This is a genomic window from Bradyrhizobium sp. WSM1743, from assembly GCF_000473065.1.
Taxonomy (GTDB): domain Bacteria; phylum Pseudomonadota; class Alphaproteobacteria; order Rhizobiales; family Xanthobacteraceae; genus Bradyrhizobium.
The window spans coordinates 17933-36872 of sequence record NZ_AXAZ01000003.1 but is presented as its reverse complement, the minus strand read 5'-3'; the positions used below and the strand labels follow the sequence as shown (position 1 = coordinate 36872).

General features: G+C 65.8%; 18 protein-coding genes. 12 read left to right on the top strand and 6 right to left on the bottom strand.

All coding sequences use genetic code 11. From position 1 onward, the window contains the following. Position 1: 1 nt before the first annotated feature. Genes YU9_RS0103975 through YU9_RS0103940 form a run of 8 tightly spaced genes read left to right on the top strand, consistent with a single transcriptional unit; the run spans position 2 to position 8612 of the window. On the top strand, positions 2 to 1594 hold the full coding sequence (locus YU9_RS0103975; protein ID WP_027571595.1) for a xanthine dehydrogenase family protein molybdopterin-binding subunit: 1593 nt from the start codon (positions 2 to 4) through the stop codon (positions 1592 to 1594). Position 1595: 1 nt separating this feature from the next. Continuing rightward, positions 1596 to 2618, top strand: coding sequence for a xanthine dehydrogenase family protein molybdopterin-binding subunit (locus tag YU9_RS0103970; protein WP_027571594.1), 1023 nt, complete (start codon positions 1596 to 1598; stop codon positions 2616 to 2618). Positions 2619 to 2628: 10 nt separating this feature from the next. Then, a complete protein-coding gene (locus tag YU9_RS0103965) occupies positions 2629 to 3510 on the top strand; it encodes a MoxR family ATPase (protein WP_027571593.1) in 882 nt (293 codons plus the stop codon). Continuing rightward, entirely contained in the window at positions 3507 to 4628 is a 1122-nt protein-coding gene (locus YU9_RS0103960; RefSeq protein ID WP_027571592.1) for a VWA domain-containing protein, read from the top strand. The genes YU9_RS0103965 and YU9_RS0103960 overlap by 4 nt, the downstream gene beginning before the upstream one ends. Further along, positions 4625 to 5509 carry an amidohydrolase gene (locus YU9_RS0103955; protein WP_027571591.1) on the top strand — a complete coding sequence of 295 codons (885 nt, stop codon included), beginning with the start codon at positions 4625 to 4627 and terminating at the stop codon, positions 5507 to 5509. The genes YU9_RS0103960 and YU9_RS0103955 overlap by 4 nt, the downstream gene beginning before the upstream one ends. A 30-nt stretch (positions 5510 to 5539) precedes the next feature. Beyond that, positions 5540 to 6388, top strand: coding sequence for an MBL fold metallo-hydrolase (locus YU9_RS0103950; RefSeq protein WP_027571590.1), 849 nt, complete (start codon positions 5540 to 5542; stop codon positions 6386 to 6388). Positions 6389 to 6407: 19 nt separating this feature from the next. Continuing rightward, positions 6408 to 7982: an isochorismatase family protein gene (locus tag YU9_RS0103945; protein ID WP_027571589.1), complete on the top strand. Its 1575-nt coding sequence runs from the start codon at positions 6408 to 6410 to the stop codon at positions 7980 to 7982. 3 nt (positions 7983 to 7985) lie between these two features. Then, positions 7986 to 8612, top strand: coding sequence for an FMN-dependent NADH-azoreductase (locus tag YU9_RS0103940; RefSeq protein WP_027571588.1), 627 nt, complete (start codon positions 7986 to 7988; stop codon positions 8610 to 8612). Positions 8613 to 8853: 241 nt separating this feature from the next. On the opposite strand, the gene hydA is transcribed toward YU9_RS0103940, so the two are convergent. Genes hydA through YU9_RS0103915 form a run of 5 tightly spaced genes read right to left on the bottom strand, consistent with a single transcriptional unit; the run spans position 8854 to position 13631 of the window. Beyond that, positions 8854 to 10263 (bottom strand): dihydropyrimidinase, encoded by a 1410-nt coding sequence (gene hydA, locus YU9_RS0103935; RefSeq protein WP_027571587.1) that lies wholly within the window; start codon positions 10261 to 10263, stop codon positions 8854 to 8856. Between the two features lie 11 nt (positions 10264 to 10274). Further along, positions 10275 to 11006 carry an aspartate/glutamate racemase family protein gene (locus YU9_RS0103930; protein ID WP_036017013.1) on the bottom strand — a complete coding sequence of 244 codons (732 nt, stop codon included), beginning with the start codon at positions 11004 to 11006 and terminating at the stop codon, positions 10275 to 10277. 9 nt (positions 11007 to 11015) lie between these two features. Then, entirely contained in the window at positions 11016 to 11792 is a 777-nt protein-coding gene (locus YU9_RS0103925) for an ABC transporter ATP-binding protein (RefSeq protein ID WP_027571585.1), read from the bottom strand. Then, positions 11792 to 12643 carry an ABC transporter permease gene (locus tag YU9_RS0103920; RefSeq protein ID WP_036017011.1) on the bottom strand — a complete coding sequence of 284 codons (852 nt, stop codon included), beginning with the start codon at positions 12641 to 12643 and terminating at the stop codon, positions 11792 to 11794. The genes YU9_RS0103925 and YU9_RS0103920 overlap by 1 nt, the downstream gene beginning before the upstream one ends. After that, positions 12627 to 13631, bottom strand: a complete 1005-nt coding sequence (locus tag YU9_RS0103915; RefSeq protein WP_027571583.1) for an ABC transporter substrate-binding protein — start codon at positions 13629 to 13631, stop codon at positions 12627 to 12629. The genes YU9_RS0103920 and YU9_RS0103915 overlap by 17 nt, the downstream gene beginning before the upstream one ends. Positions 13632 to 13828: 197 nt before the next feature. Between YU9_RS0103915 and YU9_RS0103910 the strand changes: the two genes are divergently transcribed. Further along, positions 13829 to 14539: a GntR family transcriptional regulator gene (locus tag YU9_RS0103910; RefSeq protein WP_036017009.1), complete on the top strand. Its 711-nt coding sequence runs from the start codon at positions 13829 to 13831 to the stop codon at positions 14537 to 14539. Positions 14540 to 14541: 2 nt separating this feature from the next. Then, positions 14542 to 15291, top strand: coding sequence for an aspartate/glutamate racemase family protein (locus YU9_RS0103905; RefSeq protein ID WP_027571581.1), 750 nt, complete (start codon positions 14542 to 14544; stop codon positions 15289 to 15291). Here YU9_RS0103905 and YU9_RS0103900 read toward each other — a convergent pair whose 3' ends face one another. After that, positions 15292 to 16680 (bottom strand): amidase, encoded by a 1389-nt coding sequence (locus YU9_RS0103900; protein ID WP_027571580.1) that lies wholly within the window; start codon positions 16678 to 16680, stop codon positions 15292 to 15294. It lies immediately after the preceding gene. A gap of 88 nt (positions 16681 to 16768) precedes the next feature. On the opposite strand from YU9_RS0103900, the gene YU9_RS0103895 reads away from it, so the two are divergent. Both YU9_RS0103895 and YU9_RS0103890 read left to right on the top strand, forming a co-directional pair. Beyond that, entirely contained in the window at positions 16769 to 17863 is a 1095-nt protein-coding gene (locus YU9_RS0103895; protein ID WP_027571579.1) for an ABC transporter ATP-binding protein, read from the top strand. 30 nt (positions 17864 to 17893) lie between these two features. Then, a complete protein-coding gene (locus tag YU9_RS0103890) occupies positions 17894 to 18940 on the top strand; it encodes an ABC transporter substrate-binding protein (protein WP_027571578.1) in 1047 nt (348 codons plus the stop codon).

Here is an 18940-nt window from a genome sequence, read left to right as displayed (position 1 = left end):
CATGCTGGAACTACGCAAGGACATCTTCGCCGACGAGCGCGACGACAATCTCAAGGAGATCGGCAAGGGCACGCAGCGTCAGGACATGCTCGGGCACATCACGGGCACGTCCAGCTATTTCAACGACCATAAGCTGCAGGGCATGCTGCACCTGAAGGTTCTGCGCTCGACCCATGCCCATGCAAAGCTGCGCCGCATCGACACCACGGACGCGGAACGCTCGGCTGGCGTGCGCCGGATCATTCGCGGTGCGGACGTGCCGCGCAACCTCAACACGCTACTCAGCTTGATCAACTTCGGCAAGGACGACGAGCCGTCGCTGGCCGTCGACAAGGTTCGCTACAAGGGCGAGCCGATCCTCGCCATCGTCGCCGACAGCGAACGGGAGGCGTTCGAAGCGATCGCAAAGGTCAGGGTCGACTACGAGCCGCTGCCGACCGTGTTCGACGTCGAGGATGCGCTCAAGCTCGGCGCGCCCGTCGTCAACGAGACCTATCCGAAGAACGCCTTCATCTATCACGACGTCTACGATCACCAGCGCCTGCGCTTTGGCGATGCCGATGCCGCGCTCGCCACCGCGGACCACGTCCTCGAGCAGCGCTATCAGATGTCGCCGATCGAGCATGCGCCTACCGAGACCAATGGCGCGATCGCCGCGCCCGACACCAACGGCCGCTACGTCGTCTACACCTCGACCCAGGCGCTGTTCTTCTCCGTCGATACCTGCGCCAAGATCCTCGACGTGCCGTCCAACACCTTCCACTTCATCGGCGGCACCGTCGGCGGCGGCTTTGGCGGCAAGGTGGATACGCTGACCGAGCCACTCGCGATCCTCGGCGCCATGCTGACCGGGCGTCCCGTCCGCTACGTGTTCGGCCGTGAAGAGGAGATGCAATACGGCCCGCCACGCGGCGCCGAACGCATCTATATCAAGGACGGCGTGATGCGCGACGGCCGCATCGTCGCGCGCAAGATCCGCGCCTATTTCGACAGCGGCGCCTATACGCGGCTGTCGAGCTATGCCGCGGTGAAATGCGCCGCGCACCTGCCGGGCCCCTACACCATCCCGAACGTCTATGGCGACGTCTATTGCGTCTTCACCAACCGCACGCCGGCCACTGCCATGCGCGGCTTCGGCGTTACCGCGATGGACTTTGCCATCGAGTGCCAGATGGACAAGCTTGCCAACCTCGTCGGCATGGACCCGATGGAGTTCCGGATTCTGAATGCCTATCGCGACGGCGACATGAAGGCGCACCGGCGCGAGGCCAAGAATACCGCCTTGATCGAATGCGTGCAGGTGGCGGCCGAAAAAGCCAAGTGGCCGATCCGCGACGAGTTCAAGCGCGCCTCCTCGCGCAAGGACGGCGGCGGCAGCCGCGCCGTGATCCCGGCGACACCGACGGATTCGCGTGGCCGGCCCGCCGCACCGGCGCAGCAGCGCACGACCTATGACCGCGCGCCGGTGACCGCGACAAGAGAGCCGCCGCGCGAACCGCCGCCGTCCACGCCGCCACCTCCTCCGCCGCGTCCCGCCGCGCCATCGCACGGCGCGACCCGGTTCTCGTCCGTGTTCGGGACCAGGAGACGCTGAGATGACCAGGCATCGCGGACGCGGCATGGCGTCGATCAATTATCCTATCGGCATGAATCTCGGCGGCGATCCGAGCCAGGCGCTGGTGCACTCCAACCCGAGCGGCAAGTTCACGGTCGCGCTGTCGTCGATCGATCTCGGCCAGGGCATGAAATCGGTGACGCGGCAGATCTGCGCGGAGACGCTCGGCGTGCCGGTCGAGGACGTCTATGTCGACACGGCGGATTCCGACACCGGCCCGCATTGCATGGGCTCGTTCGCCTCCCGCGGCACCCACCGCGTCGGCAACGCCGTGATGGCCGCCGCCCGCGAGGCCCGCGGCGTGATGATGGAGGCGGCAGCCGAAGAGCTCGAGGTCAACGCCGCCGATCTCGAAACCGACGGCCGCGGCAACATTCACGTCAAGGGCGCGCCGCACCGTTCGATCTCGACCAAGGACGTCGCGATCGCCGCGCAGTTCAAGCAGGGCAAGACCATCTCCGGCCGCGGCATCTTCCTGGTGCCACTGTCGGACGTCGACCCCGAAACCGGTGAGATGTCGCCGGCGACCTGCTACGCCCATGCCTGCCTCGTCGCCGAGGTCGAGGTCGACGACGAGACCGGCGAGGTCGCGATGGTCCGTATGGACTCCGCCTATGAGCTCGGCCGCGCGCTCAACCCGCGCCTGGTCGAGCAGCAGCTCGTCGGCGGCGCCTGGATGGGCGTCAGTCACGCGCTCTACGAGACGCCGGAGCCCTATTATCCCGATCCGGCTCACGGGCCTCGCGACTTCGTCGAATATCTGATGCCCGGTCCCGGCGACGTCTGTCCGCATGACATCGCGGTGCTGGAACGCCCTGCTCCCGATGGTCCCTTTGGCGCCAAGGGGCCCGGCGAGATGTGCGCCAATCCCGTGCTGCCGGCCGTTGCCAACGCGATCTTCAACGCCGTCGGCGTGCGCATCGACGAGCTGCCGATCACGCCGGAAAAGGTGCTGCGGGCGATCAAGGCCCAGGGCGGCGCGCGGCCGCAGGCGCGGCGTTAGAGGATCAGTCGTGGCGGTTCGCAGCAACATCGTCGGCATCGACAGCCCCGAGGCGCTGGAGAAGGCGCTGCGGGCAGCCTATTACCTCGCCGACGAAGGGCTTGCGACTGCCGCCTATCTCGGCTTCGCCCTCGGCAAGCCGCTGCTGCTCGAGGGTGCGCCCGGCGTCGGCAAGACGGAAGCGGCGAAGGCCATCGCTGCCGTGCTCGGCCGCCGGCTGATCCGCCTACAATGCTACGAGGGAATCGACGCATCCGCCGCGCTCTATGAGTGGAACTATCCGCGCCAGATGCTGGCGATCCGCCAGGCCGGCGATGAGAGCATCGACATCTATGGCGAGACGTTCTTGATCGAGCGGCCGATGTTGGCGGCGCTGCGCGCGCCCGATTCCACCGTGCTGCTGATCGACGAAATCGACCGCGCCGACCAGGAGTTCGAGGCCTTCCTGCTCGAATTCCTCTCCGACTTCCAGATCTCGATTCCCGAGCGCGGCACGGTGCGCGCGGCCGAGCGGCCGGTGGTTGTGCTCACCTCCAACCGGACACGCGATCTGCACGAAGCGTTGCGCCGCCGTTGCGTCTATCACTGGATCGACTATCCCACCGCGGAGCGGGAGGCGCGGATCATCATGATGCGCGCATCCAGTGTCGTCGAGACCACTGCCCGCGCCGTCGTCGCGGCCGTCGAGAAATTGCGGCGCGAGCCGCTGAGCAAAGCGCCCGGCATCGCAGAGGCCGTCGAGTGGGCCGAGGCCGCGACCCTCCTCAACAAGGGCGGCGCGCGCTGGCCGGATGCCTTCAAGCGATCGATCGGCGTGGCGCTGAAAGACGAAGAGGACCTGCACTTCATCGCGCCGCGGCTCGATGCCATGCTCGCGGAGGCGACCGCATGAGCACCGAGCTGCAGCTTCCGCGCGCTGCCCGCGTCTTCATATCCTTCGTCGCGCTGCTGCGCGCCAACGGCTTCGCCGTGGCTCCGGAGCAGACGACCGCATTCCTCACCGCGATCGCGCTGCTGGGCCCGCGCGACCTCGACGACATCAGGCAGTCTGCGCTCGCCACCCTCGCGCCGCCGCCCGAGCGCCGCGCCACCTTCGACCGGCTGTTCGACCTTCATTTCCGCGGCAGCGAGGCGATCGAGCATGCCGAAGACGGCGAGGATGATGAGACGGTTCGTCTGCAGGAGGAAGGCCGCGGCGACGAGGAGCCCCTGCTCTCCGACGACGCCAACGAGTCCGGCCTCACGGCGACGCGCACCGAGGCGCTGGTCGAGCGCCGCTTCGCCCAGCTCTCGACGACCGATGCGCTCCGGCGCCTGACACGCCAGGCCCCGCGGCGCTTGCCGCGACGGCGCGGGCACCGCCGCATGCGGGCGCGCCGCGGCCCCTTCGCCGATCTCCGCCGCACCTTGCGCGCCAGCGTCCGCAGCGACGGCGAGATCCTGCGGCTCGGTCATCTGAAGCGGCGGCAGCGGCCACGCAAGATATTGCTGCTGATCGACGTGTCCGGCTCGATGAAGAGTCGCACCGAGGAGAATATGACGCTTGCGCATGCTCTGGTGCAGGCAGCGCCGAATGTCGAGGTCTTCACCTTCGGCACGCGGCTGACCCGTGTCACCCGCGCGCTGCGGCTGAAGCGCCGCGAGCAGGCGCTGAACGCCGCGGCACATCTGGTCAGCGACTGGGACGGCGGCACCCGCATCGGCGATGCGCTGCAAGCGTTCCTGGCGGTCCCGCGGTTCGGCGGCTACGCCCGCGGCGCCGCCGTGGTCATCATTTCCGACGGGCTCGAGCGCGGCGAGCCCGACGCCCTTTGCGACGCCGTCGCGAAATTGTCGCGGCGGGCCTGGCGCGTGAGCTGGCTGACCCCGCTTGCGACGGGCCCCGCGTTCCGTCCGCAGACCGAAGCGCTCGTCGCGATCGAGCGCTTCGTCGACGATCTCGTGGATGGCAGTTCGAGCGGGTCGATCGTCGCGCATCTACTCGCACTGGGACGAAGGAGAGCGGCGTGAGCGATATTGTCGACGGCCATCACCACATCTGGCGGCAGGCCGACCTACCCTGGCTGACCGGCCCCATGCAGCCCCGCATCTTCGGACCATACAAGCCGATCCGGCGCGATTATCCGATTCAGGAATATCTCGACGATCTCAAGGACACCGGCGTTGTCCGCTCCGTCTATGTGCAGACCAACTGGGCGCCCGAGCATTTCGAGGAGGAAGCCGCCTGGGTGCAGCGAACCGCCGACGAGCACGGCTGGCCGCACGCCATCGTGGCCTACGCCAATTTCGCGACCGATGACGTGCGCCCGCAACTCGACCGCCTCAAGCGCTATCCGCTGCTGCGCGGGGTGCGCATGCAGCTGCACTGGCACGAGAACCCGCTGTACCGCTTCGCGGCGCGTCCGGATCTCTGCGCCGATCTCGTGATCCGTCGCAACATCGCGCATCTGGCCGATTACGGCTGGAGCTTCGACCTGCAGGTCTTCACACCGCAGATGCCGGATGCGGCGCAGCTCGCCGAATCCTGCCCCGACGTGACGTTCATCCTTCAGCATGCCGGCATGCTGGAGGATCTCTCGCCGGCAGGACGCGCGGCCTGGCGCGCTGGGATGGCCCGACTCGCGACATGTCCGAACGTGGTCTCAAAACTGTCCGGGCTCGGCACCTTCATCCATCGCAACGATCCCGCGCATATCGCGGCCGTGCTCACCGACACGGTCGCGATCTTCGGCGCCGAACGCTGCCTGTTCGGCTCCAATTTCCCGATCGAGAAGTTGTGGACCAGCTATCGCGAGCTCGTCGGAGCCTTTCGCGCAGCCGCCGCCGCATTCAGCGCGGAGCAGCAGGACGCGATCTTCAGGACAACGGCGACGCGCGTCTACCGGATTTGACAGACAAGAAACGGGACAGGAGGGAAACGAATGGCGCTGGAGATCAAGATCCTGGACTACGGCGATATCGAGCTGGAATCGAGCTTTCTGGTGCTCGGCCGCGATTGCGGCCGCACCCGCCGCGTCCTCACCCTGGGCTTCCTGATCCTCGGCGGCCCCTATCCGGTCGTGGTCGACACCGGCTATCGCTCCAACCAGATCATGGAGACGCTGGGCATGCGGGGGCTTCAGTACCATGAGAACATGATCGAGAACCAGCTCGCGCGTCACGGCGTCCGCATGGGCGACGTCCGCTTCGTTTGCCACACCCATCTGCACATCGACCATGCCGGCAAGGACGATCTGTTTCCGATGAACACGACCGTCGTTCTCAACCGCCGGGAGCTCGAATATTCCGTCTCCGGTCTGATGCACCCGCAGTATCCCGCGCCTGACATCAAGCACCTGATCGACCGCCTGCATACCAAGAGCGCGCTGCGCTTCCTCGATCTCGAAATCACCGGTCCGATCGAGCTGATGCCCGGAGTGTATTGCGATGCCGCCAATGCGCACACCGAGGGCTCCATGAACATCATCGTCCACACCGCCGATGGCATCGCGACCATTTGCGGCGACGTGATCTACGACTTCAACGACCAGATCGTCACGCCTTTCAATGAAATCCACGATTGGGAGCCGCGCACCACCGGCAATCATGGCACCAGCAAGCGCGCGGAAAAAGCGGCGATCAAGAAGCTGCTCAGCAATTCGCGCTACCTGCTCCCCGTCCACGACCGGCCCGCCAAGATCGAAGGCGGCAATGTCGTGGGCCGGCTTCATGATCAGGTCCCCGGCCCGATCGTGCAGTCGCTCCCCCAGCGCAACTGGTTCCCGGCCTAGAGTTGTCGAGGATCAACCGATGACGCATGTGACGTTGCGAAGCGAGTTCGAGAACCTGATCGATCCCTACGCGCCGGTCGCACAGATCGGCACCGGCTTCGACTTCACGGAAGGCCCGATCTGGCATCCGATCGATCATTATCTGCTGTTCTCGGACATGCCCGGCGACGTGCGGCGGCGCTGGGATGCGCGGCGCGGCGTCGTCGAGGTCAAACGCCCCTCGAACAAATGCAACGGCATGACCTATGACGCCGAGCTCAATTTGGTCGTCTGCGAGCACGCGACGTCGTCGCTGGTCCGCGAACGGCCGGACGGACGGCGCGAGGTGCTGGCCTCGCATTTCGGCGGCCAGGAGCTCAACAGCCCGAATGATGTCTGCGTGCATTCATCTGGCGCGATCTATTTCTCCGATCCCTGGTATGGCCGCATGCCGGTCTATGGTGTCGAGCGGCCGCGCCAGCTCGGGTTCCAGGGCGTCTATCGCGTCGTGCCCGGCGGCGAACCGAAGCTCGTGGTCGAGCGCAACCTGTTCGATCAGCCAAACGGGCTGTGCTTCTCGCCGGACGAGAAGCTGCTTTATGTCAACGACACCGTGCAAGCGCTGATCCGCGTGTTCGACGTCAACAGCGACGGGTCGCTGTCCAATGCGCGGGTGTTTGCGAGTGGCATCAAATCCGAGCTCGAGCCCGGCTTGCCCGATGGCATGAAGTGCGATCAGCATGGCAATGTCTGGGTCACCGCGCCCGGCGGCGTCTGGGTCTATTCGCCGCGCGGCGAGCTGCTCGGCAAGGTCCGTGTGCCGGAGCTGGTCGCCAACCTCGCCTGGGGCGGACCGGATTTCCGCACGCTGTATCTCACCTCGACCCATTCGGTATACGCAATCCCGACCAAGGTCGGTCCGCGCCATGAGCCCTATATGAGCGGGAGGCGCGCTGGCGGCGGAACCGGCCCGAGCCCATCGCCAGCCTCGCCTATTCTGACCGAGGGCGAGATGCGGCTCGATCCGCAACGCTGCGCCATGATCATCCAGGATCTCCAGAACGACGTCATCATGGACGGCGGCGCTTTCGCCGAGTCAGGCGCGCCGGGTCACGCCAAGCAACAGCATGTCGTGGAGAATGTGCGCCGTCTGGCAGAGGCCGCACGCGCCCGCGGCGTCGCCATCATCCATGTCTGGTTCGTCGTCGAACCCGGTGCACCCGGTGTCACGCTGAATGCACCGTTGTTCGAGGGCCTCGTCGACAGCAAGGCGATGGTGCGCGGAAGCTGGGGGGCGGCCCCGGTATCAGGTCTCGAGCCACGGCCCGGCGACTTCGTCGTCGAGAAGATGCGGATGAGCGCCTGGGAAGGCACGCGGCTCGAGACGATCCTGAAGGCCACGGGCCGTGACATGATCATCAATACCGGCGCGTGGACCAACATGTCGGTCGAGCACACGGCGCGGACCGGCGCCGACAAGGGCTATTTCATGATCGTCCCCGAGGATTGCTGCTCGACCATGAATGCCGACTGGCACAACGCCTCGATCAATTTTGCCATGCAGAACGTCGCGGTCGTGACCAGGGCTGATACCGTCATCAGAGCGCTGGGATGAGCTGTGGCAAAGCTCCTGCACCTGACCTGCTCGCCCCGCACCGAGTCCGAGTCGAGTGCCGGCGCGCGCGTCTTTCTTGACGGATTCAGCCAGGCGCGGCCGGATTGGGACATCGATGTCGTGGACATCTGGCGTGAACGGATGCCGGAGTTCACGGGTCCTATTATTGAGGCCAAATATGCGCGCCTGAAGGCTGAGACCTTCACCGAGGCGCAACGTGACAGCTTCGCCGAGGCCGAGCGAATGGCGCTGCGCTTTTCGCTCGCCGATCGCGTGCTGATCTCGACCCCGATGTGGAACTTTGGCCTTCCCTACAAGCTCAAGCAGTGGTTCGACATCATCGTCCAGCCTGGCCTCACCTTTCGGTTCGATCCATCGCAGGGATATCTCCCGCTGCTGCAGGATCGGCCGACACTGGTCATCATCGCCAGCGGCAGCGATTTTGCCACCGGCATGAACCGTGGCCGCATCGATATGGCAACGCCTTACTTGCGGGAAATCCTGCGCTTCATCGGCATCAGCAATGTCCGTTTCGTGCTGATCGGGCCAACCACCGGACCGCAGCAGCCGATCGACGCTGCCCGTGAAAGGACCCATCGACGCCTCGCTGCAATGGCCGCGACCTTCTGAAGCGGGATGAATTGAGGCTTGATCGTTGCAACGACGGAGGTGCACTCCCTCTCCCGCTTGCGGGAGAGGGTTGGGGAGAGGGTGCTTCCGCGATGGGACAATCCCCAAGAGGAAAAAGCCCTCACCCGCGCCTTCGGCGCGACCTCTCCCGCAAGCGGGAGAGGTTGCACCGAGCCCGAGGCAATCGACTCAATCTAAAGCCATTCCGCTTTAGAGCGCTTTGGCGGCGTGTCGAGCTGGATCAGATCAGGCTCGACTTGCCCCGGCTCAGCACCTGGCCTGCACCTTTGGCGCCGACGATCCGGCCCTTGTTGAAGACCACCTCTCCGCGGGCGATCGTCGTCACCGGCCATCCCGTGACCTCGAACCCTTCCCAGGGCGTGTAGTCCGAGCCGTGATGCAGATCGGCCTGCCGGATGGGCTTCTTCAATTTGGGATCCCAGAGAACGATGTCGGCATCAAAGCCGACACCGATCGAGCCCTTGCGCGGATAAAGACCATAGATCCTTGCGTGGTTGGTCGCGGTCAGCTCGACGAACTTCTGCAAGCTGATGCGTCCCTTCGAGACGCCTTCCGAGAACAGGATCGGCAGCCGCGTCTCGACACCGGGGATGCCATTCGGCACCCAGCGGAACGAGGTGCGGGCGTTCGGCGTCAGCTTGCCCTTGGGATCGTCGTAGCGGAACGGGCAATGGTCGGACGAGAAGGTCTGGAACACGCCTGATGTGATGCCCTCCCAGATCGCCTGCTGGCTCTCGACATCGCGCGGCGGCGGCGAACAGACGTACTTCGCGCCCGTGATGTCCATGTTGAGGCCCTTCATGTCGTCGGCCGTCAGCGTGATGTATTGCGGGCAGGTCTCCGCATGAACCGGCAAGCCGCGCTGCTGGGCCCAGCGCACCTGCTCCATCGCCTCGCGACCGGAGACGTGCACGATCATGATGGGGACGCCGATCACTTCGGCATGGCTGATGGCACGATGTGTCGCTTCGCGCTCGACCGCCTGGGGCCGCGACACCCCGTGATAGTAAGATGCGATGTGGCCCTCGCGCTCCAGCTTGCTGGTGAGGAAGCGGATCGCGTCATAGCCCTCGCAATGGACCATGACCAGCGCCTCCTCGCGGCGCGCGACCTCGAACACCTCGAGCAGCTGCTTGTCGCTGAGCACGAGGTCATCATAGGTCATGAACACCTTGAACGAGGTGTAGCCGTCCTTGACCAGCGCCGGCAGCTCTTGGCCCAGCACGACCGCGGTCGGATCGGAGATGATGAGATGAAACGCTGTGTCGATGTAGCACTCGCCTTCGGCGAGCCTGCGATAGTTCTCGACACAGGTGCGCAGCGAGGTGCCTTTCTCCTGCAGCGCGAAGGGCAGCACCATGGTGTTGCCGCCGGCCGCCGCCGCGCGCGTCGCCGAGGCAAAGTCGTCGGCCATTACGACGTCGGGGCCCGAGGCTTGCGAGATGTGGACGTGGCTGTCGATGCCGCCGGGCAGTGCCAGCAGGCCCGTCGCGTCGATCTCGCGCACCGCACCCTCGATGCGCTCGGCGATGCTGACGATGCGGCCGTCGCGAACGCCGATATCGGCGCAGAACTCGTCGCTGGCCGTCACGATGGTGCCGCCGCGGATGGCGAGGTCGAGCTGCGTCACTTGCGCCTCCGTCACTTGATGACCGCTGATGTCTGGAATATGCGGCCCCACTGCGCAAGGCCCCTGATGTCGCCGCCGGCGAGCCCAAGCGTTCGCCACAGCGTGACCGCGACCGAGTCGAGCACGGCGATATCCAGTTCCGGTTCGAGCGAAGCCGCAAGCGCGGCACCGTCGAGGTTGGTGCAAAGAATCACGACGGCGTCCGCGCCTTCGGCCGCAACCGCTCGGATCATGTCCGCGATCGTCGCAGGCGTAACCTCGCCAAAGGAAAAATTGTCTCGCAGGCCGAGATGCCGCTCGGCATGCGGGGCAACGCCCTCCTCGGCCCAGACCTCGCCGATCCGCCGCTGCACGTCGTCGGTGTAGGGCGAGACCAGGCCAACGCGTTTGGCACCCAGCGCGCGGGCAGCTTCGATGCAGGCGAGCGTCGACGTTGTCGCCGGCACACCCGTGCGTGCCGTGATCGCCTCGCACAGGCTCCTGTCGCGGCCAATCCCGAGCCAGCTTGCGGACGTGCCATTCCAGGCGATCGCGTCAACCTTGGCGTCGGCCAGCAGGTCCGCGGCCGGTAGCATCACGGATGCGTCGAACTGGCTGAGCGCGGCGGCATCGAGCGCAATCTCGGTGACGCGAAAGCGCGAGAAATGTGCGGTGACATCAACCCCGCCATGCAGCATGGCGCTGGTGACGGGCTCGAGCACCGAGTTGGAAGACGGCGTGATCATGCCGAGACGCTTGCGCATGGCGATACCTTACGACGCCTGCGCAAGCCGCGTCGACTCCTCCCGGATCAAAGCCAGGATGTGGCGCTTGGCGTCGTTGAATTCGGGGCTGGTGATGTCGCGCGGTCGCGGCAGGTCGAAATTGACGGCCTCGCGGATCCGTCCCGGCCGCCTCGTCATCACCACGATCTTGTTGCCGAGCACCAAGGCCTCGTCGACGCTGTGAGTGACGAACACGATGGTGCAGCGCCGCTTCTGCCAGATCGCAACCAGCTCCTCCTGCATTTCGAGCTTGGTCTGGGCATCCAGCGCCGCGAACGGCTCGTCCATCAAGATGACGCTGGGGTTCATCAGCAGCGCACGGGCGATGCCGACGCGCTGGTTCATGCCGCCGGACATCTCGGACGGATGATGGTGCTCGAAGCCGCGCAGACCAACGAGATCGATGAACTCCATGGCGCGGTGGTGGCGCTCGGTCTTGGCCACGCCCTTGAGCTTGAGATGGAAGGCAATGTTGTCGATCGCCGTCAGCCACGGCATCAGGGTCGGCTGCTGGAACACCACGCCGCGGTCCGAGCCGGGCCGCTCGACCTGCTTGCCGTCCACCAGCGTGCGGCCGGACGTCGCCTGCTCGAAGCCGGCGATGATGTTGAGTAAGGTCGACTTGCCGCAGCCGGACGGGCCGAGCAGGCAGACAAAGTCGTTGACCTCGATATCGAGATTGATGTTGTCCAGCGTCAAGAGATCACGGCCGCGCCGCTTGTCGGAGAACACCTTGACGATGTTGCGAAGCTCGATTGCCGCCATCAGCCTGCCCTGCCCTGCACGGTGGTCGTCTGCTGCCAGCGCAGCGTGCGCGCCATGATCGCCTTGAGGCCGAGGTCGGAGAGATAGCCGAGCAGCCCGATCGAGATCATCGCCGCCAGCACGATGTCGTAGCGCAGGAAATAATAGGAATCCCAGAGCACGTAGCCGAGGCCGCTCTTCACCGCGACCATCTCGGCCGTGACCGTCAACATCCAGGCCGATCCGACTGCGATGCGCAGGCCTGCGAAAATCGACGGCAGCGCCGCCGGCAGCACGATGTCGGTCAGCATCTGCCGGCCGTTGGCGCCCATCATCGCGCCGGCGCGCACGAGGTTGTGGTCCACGGTCTTGACGCCGTGGATGCTGTTCATCAGCACCGGAAAGAACGCGCCGAGGAAGACGAGGAAGATCGCAGGTTTGTCGGCAATGCCGAACCAGATGATCGCGAGCGGGATCCAGGACACCGGCGGGATCGGGCGGAGCATCTGCAGCGTCGGCTCCAGTGTCTTCTCGAACAAGCGCGACCAGCCGATCGCGACCCCGGCGAGGATGCCGAGCGCACTTGCCAGCGCAAAGCCGCCGAACACGCGAAGCGCGCTGGCGAGCGCATCGCGCAGCCAGTGGCCGGAATAGGTCTGCGTGGTCTCGTCGAAGCCGAACACCCAATCGCCGAGCGCATGCAGCACCGCACTCGGCGCCGGCAGCAGCGCCGGCGGAAGCATGCCGCTGCGGGCAAAGGCCTCCCAGCCCGCGATCAATAGCGCGGGCACGATGAGCCGCTCGAGCCCCTGGAATGCCCGCGTCAGCCGAAACGCCGGCCCTGCGGTCGAGACGTCAGTAACCGAGGTCATTCTTGGCCTTCCCGGTGGCCTGCTCCAGGAACGAATAGTTCATGTTCTTCTCCGCTTCAGCGGAGACGTCCTTCGAGATGTATTTGAGGTCGCGCATCATCGCAGCGATCGCCAGCGTCTGCGACCGATGGATCGCCGGATCCGGTGAGGCATTCTTCAGCGCCTCGGTCGCCACATTCTTGTCGAGGCCGGTGAGCTTGTTGATGACCTCGATCCACGGCCCCTTGTCTGCGATCAGCTTGTTGTCGAGCTCGACCACAGCGCTGACGACGCCCTGGACGCCGGCGCGCTGGCTCGCGATCACGTCGGAACGGGTGACGATCAGATTCGTGAGATTTCCGGCAGCCTGCTCATACGGCAGCACAAAATGCTTGCCGGCGCCGGCGAGCCGGATCTGCGAGGCAAACGGCTCGACCGAGCAGATCATGTCGACCTCGCCGCGCTGGAGCGCTGCGAGATGATCGGATGGATTGGGAATGTTGATGAACTGGATGTCCTTGTTGGGATCGACGCCCTGCTTGAGGAACGCGCCGCGCATGTGGATGTCCTGTGCATTGCCGCGGGACGCCGCGACCTTGAGCGGCTGACCGTCGCTCTTCGCCTTCGCAACGGTCGTCTTGAACGTGGCCCAGTCCTCGGCGGGAAGGTTCAGCTTCGCGGAGGAGAGACATTCCGAGCCGCCGTTGATCTGGCCGGAGACGGCGACGACGTCAAAACCTTTGTCGAGCGCAGTGATGTAATGGAGATAGGTGACCTGCGCGACGTCGATGCTCTTCGACACCAGGGCAGTCAGCACGTCATTGCCCGAGTTGAAGCCGGTGGCTTCGACCTCGATGCTCTTGGCTAGGCCCGGAATCAGCGACATCGGCAGGCAGTGCGCGCATTTGGCGTAGCCGAGCTTGATCTTCGCGGTCTGCGCGGAGGCGAGATCGCTTCCGCCAAGCATTGCCGCCATTGCCATTAGACCCAATCGCAAACTCGTCCGCATCGCTTACTCCGCTTCGAAGGCGCGATATCCGCGCGTTGCGCAGGATCATCCGTCGCCCTGCGCCGCAACGCAATCCGCTTTCTGCATGCTGCATACAATTTGCGCGGTATGCCATTGTTTTCAGCGAGATACGTCAGTATTTTAGGCAGGCCAGAAGGCCGGAAACGGCTAAGATCAACGTGAGAAGTGAGGCACGCGTGCAGCCAAAATCGGAAGCGCCAAAGGGGCGAAAGTCGCCCAAACTCAAGCGGATGGGCCTGCATGAGCGCGCCGCGGCGCGGATGCGGACGATGATCATTCGCGGCGAGCTGCCGCCGGGCTCGCAGACCCAGGAGACCAAGCTGTCGAAGGAGCTCGGCGTGTCGCGCACCCCCTTGCGCGAGGCGATGAAGGTGCTGGCCGCGGAAGGGTTGATCGAGCTTCGCCCCAACCGCAGCCCGCGCATTGCCGATATCGCGGTCGACGGCATCTCGGAATTGTTCGAGGCCCTCGCCGGCATCGAGCGGCTCGCCGCCGAGCTCGCCGCGGTGCGCGCCACCGAGCGCGACCTCGCCCGCTTGCGCACGCTTCAGACCCGCATGGAAGGTCATCACCGCAATGGCAAGCTCGACGACTATTTCGCCATCAACGGCGAGATCCACAACACCATCGTCCGCATGGCCCGCAACACGCCGCTGCGCGAGGCGCACGAGACGCTGATCTCCCGCGCCGAGCGCGCGCGTTATCTCGCGCTCGGCGCTGACAGGCGCTGGAGCAATTCGGTCGACGAGCACGCCGATATCCTGGCCGCGCTCGAAGCGCGCGACGGCGAAGCAGCCGGCCGCCTGCTCGGCGCCCATGTCGCCCGCACCGGCACGGCGTTGCTCGAAGTTCTCACGACATCCCAGCAGAAGCAGACGGCGGCCTGATCATGAAGCTGCTGCTGCTCAACCCCAACACCAGCAAAGAGGTCACGCAGCTGATGCTCGGTGTCGGGCAGCGCGCGGCCTCATCGGGCACCGAGCTGATCCCCTGCACCGCGAGCCGCGGCGTGCCCTATATTGCGACGCGCACCGAGGCGCAGATCGGCGGCGCCATCGCGCTGGAGCTGCTGGCCGAGCAGCACAAGAAGGTCGATGCCGCGATCATCGCGGCCTTCGGCGATCCCGGCCTGTTCGCCGCGCGCGAGACCTTCGACATTCCCGTGGTCGGCATGGCGGAAGCGGCCATGCTGACCGCCTGCATGGCCGGACGCCGCTTTGCCATCGTCACCTTCGCGCAAGCGCTCGGACCCTGGTACGAGGACTGCGTGCGCGCCCATGGGTTGTGGGAGCGCTGCGCCGGCATCCGCATGCTCGATACGCCCTTTCAGGCGATCTCCGAGGTGGGCACCGAAAAGGAAGACGTGCTGGTCGAGCTCGCCCAGCGCGCCATCGTCGAGGACGAGGCCGATGTGCTGATCTTTGCCGGCGCCCCGCTCTCGGGCCTCGCCGAGCGCGTCGCCGACCGGATCCCCGTCCCCGTGGTCGATCAGGTCGTCGCCGCGGTGAAGCAGGCCGAAGCGCTTGTCGCGCTGCGCCTGCGCAAGGCAACCGCGGGCACGTATCGTCGGCCCGCGGCGAAACCGACCACCGGTCTTGCCGACGCGCTTGCCGCCCGGCTTGAGCATCGCGACAGCTGATCAGAGAGGCGGCCGGCGATGCGAAAAACCCAGTTCGTTCTCGAGGATACGGCCGAAGGCAAACAAGCGGGATTCGCACGCCGGCGGCGCGACGATCTGGATGCCGAAGGGCAGCTCATTCTCCCCTCGCGGCACCGGCAAGGTCAGCACCGGAAAACCGACCAGCGACACGATGAAAGTGACGGCGAGATAGTCGATCGGCGTCTCCAGCGCCGCCCCGTCGATGGCAATGACGTCGCTGATCTCGTTGGGCCAGGGAAAGACGGATGCGCCCGGCGCGACCAGGAAATCGGTGCGGGTGAACAGCTCGCGGAAGCTGCGATAGATGGCGGTGCGGCGGCGCTCGGCGCTGAGGTAATCCTGCGCGGACAGATTTGCGCCGGCCTCGATGTTCCAAATCACCGTCGGAGTGAGCTCCGTGCGCCGCGTCCTCAGCAACTCGCCATAGCTGCTCGCGATGTGCGCGGCGCGCAAGGTGCGGAAGGTTTCGATCGCCCCGCCACAATCGGGCGAGGACGGCACGACATCGGCAACGCGTGCGAGCGCCTCGCAAGCCGCAGCGAAGCGCGCACGAACCTCGCTCGCAACGGGCGCTACACCGAAATCGGGCGTGACCGCAATCCGGGGACGGCCAGCGATGGGCCGCTCATCACCGATGCTGCCGAGCGAGAGCGGATCATTCGCATCGATTCCAGCGCAGATCGACATCGCGAGTTCGAGATCATCGGCGCCGCGTGCCAGGAAGCCGTGAGTCGCCAGCATGTCCCAGCCGAGCGGCCGGCGCGGCGACGGAATGCGGCCGGGCGTCGGCCGGATCGCAGCGACGTCGCAGAAGCTGGCGGGCGTGCGCACCGAGCCGCCGAAATCGGTGCCATGCGCCAGCGGCACCATGCCGGTTGCGACCGCGACGGCAGAGCCGCCGGAGGATCCACCGGAGGTCAGCGCGGGATCGAACGGATTGCGTGTCGGCCCGCGCAATCTGTTGGTGCAGACCGCGCCGAAGCCGAACTCCGGCGTGTTGGTCTTGCCCAGAATGATCGCGCCGGCGCGCCGAAGCCGTGCCGCGACGAGATCGTCCTCGGCCGGGATGTGTTCGCGGAACAGCGTGGATCCGTACGTCGTCGCAAGTCCCGCAGTGTCCGTGAGATCCTTGATTGCGATGGGCACGCCATGCAGCGGGCCGATCGGCGCAGAGGCCGCATCGCATATCTGCGCGGCGCGGCGGGCGCCGTCCGCCTCCACCGTCACGAACGCTGCCAGCTGACTATCGAGGCTCGCAATCCGCGCCAGTTGCGCTTCGACGGCCTCACACGAGGACAGCTCGCCCCGCGCAATGGCGCGCGCAAGCTCGGTGGCCGTGAGGTCGCATATCGATCGATCCGTTTTCATCGAGCCACCATGCCAAATCGCACGCCGAAAGGCGACAGGCGCGGGCACGAGACTTGCTTACTCTTCTGGGGCAACGGGAGGCAACACCATGGCTGATGCGCAAAGCGGCCGATCGCTCGTCGTCGACGCCGTCACCCACCGGTATCCGAGTGGCGCGCTTGCGGTCGAGAACATCAATCTCGACATCAAGGGCGGCGAGATCATCGCCCTGCTCGGCCCGTCCGGCTGCGGCAAGACCACGCTCTTGCGCATCATCGCCGGCTTCATCGCGCAGACGCAAGGGAGGATCATCATCGGCGACGACATCGTCGATGCGCTGCCGCCGAACAAGCGCGCGGTCGGCATCGTGTTCCAGAACTACGCGCTGTTCCCGCATCTTTCGATCAGCGAGAACGTCGCCTATGGCCTCGCTGCCCGCGGCATCGACAAGGCCGCACGCCAGCGCGAGGCGCAGCGGCTGCTGGAGCTGGTGCAGCTCCCGACCATGGCGGAGCGGCTGCCGCGGCAGCTCTCCGGCGGCCAGCAGCAGCGCGTTGCGCTCGCCCGCGCGCTCGCGATCAAGCCGTCGATCCTGCTGCTCGACGAGCCCTTCGCCGCGCTCGACAAGAACTTGCGGCTGGACATGCAGATCGAGGTCAAGCGGCTGCAACGCGTGTCCGGCATCACCACGCTGATCGTGACGCACGATCAGGAAGAAGCGCTGTCGATGGCCGATCGTGTCGCCGTGCTGAGCCATGGCAAGCTCGAGCAGTTCGGCTCGCCGTCGGACGTCTACGACCGCCCGCAGACCCTGTTCGTCAACACCTTCGTCGGCTCCACCAACCGCATGCCCGGTGTCGTGGTCTCGACGGACCGCACTGCGGCGAAGGTGCGCCTCGATGCCGGCGCGGAGATCATCGCGCGTCCCGCGGGCGGTACGCTCAGCGAAGGCGGCCGCGTCACGGTCTGCATCCGTCCCGAGCATCTGCAATTCGTGGGCGACGAGACCGGCTTTGCCGGCGTCGTCGGCATGTCGCTGCCGCTGGGCGCCACCGTCGTGCACGAGGTCACCACCGCCGACGGCTCCGGCGTCAAGGTCTCCCAGGCGCGCATCGGCGAGACGCGCGCCCTGGAAAACGGCGCGGCGGTGCGCCTCGCGCCGCTTGCCCCGTCACTCGCCAACGCCTTTCCCGCAACGCTTTAGATCCAGTCTTTGTCCAGAGGGGAGTTCGACATGATCATGAACCGCAGAAGCCTGCTGACCACGGCGCTCACACTCGGCGCCATGAAGGCGTTTCCAGGCCTGAGCTACGCCCAGGCCCGCCCGCTGGTGTTTGCGACCTTCACCGGAAGCTGGGAGGAAGCGCACAAGGCCGTGCTGGTGCCGGCCTTCCGCAAGGCGAACGCGGACGCCGCGATGGTACTCGATCCCATGCTCTCGGTCGACCAGATCGCGAAGGTCAACGCCGCCAAGTCCAATCCGCCGATCGACGTCATGCTGCACGATCCCGGCCCCGCCCTCGTCGCCATCGGCCAGGACCTGGTCGAGCCCTATCCGGTCGAGAAGAGCGCCTATTACAAGGACCTGATCGCCGAGGCGCAGGAGCCGATGGGCCCTGCCCCGTTCTTCCAGGTCGTCGGCCTCACCTACAATCCTGAAGCGGTCAAGACGCCGCCGACCTCCTGGGCCGATCTATGGAAGCCGGAGTTCAAGGGCCGCGTCGGCATCACCAACCTCAACTCGACGCTCGGCACCGGCTGGCTGGTCGAGATCGCCAAGATGCGCGGCGGCTCGGAGGCCAATGTCGATCCCGGCTTCAAGGCACTGGAGGAGCTCAAGCCCAATCTCGCCGCCGTTGCCGCCAATCCCGGCGCGCTCGCGACGTTGTTCCAGCAGGGCCAGATCGACATCTCGCCCGGCAATTTCAACGCCATCCAGATCCTCAAAGCGCGCGGCGTGCCGGTCGAGTTCGTGGCGCCGAAGGAAGGTGCCATCGCCTTCAAGACCACGATCCACATCGTCAAGAACTCGCCGAACCGCGAGCTCGCCTTCAAGCTGATCGAGGCGGCCTTGACGCCGGAGGTGCAGACCACGCTGATGAACCCGCCCTATCTGATCGTGCCGACCAACTCCAGGGTGACGATGGGCGGCGAGATCGCGCGCGTGCTGGCTAAGGACACGGCCGAGCTAAAGAAGAAGTTCGTGTTCCAGGACTGGAAGAAGATCAACGAGCAGCGCTCGGCCTGGATCGAGCGGTTCAACCGCGAGATCAAGATCTAA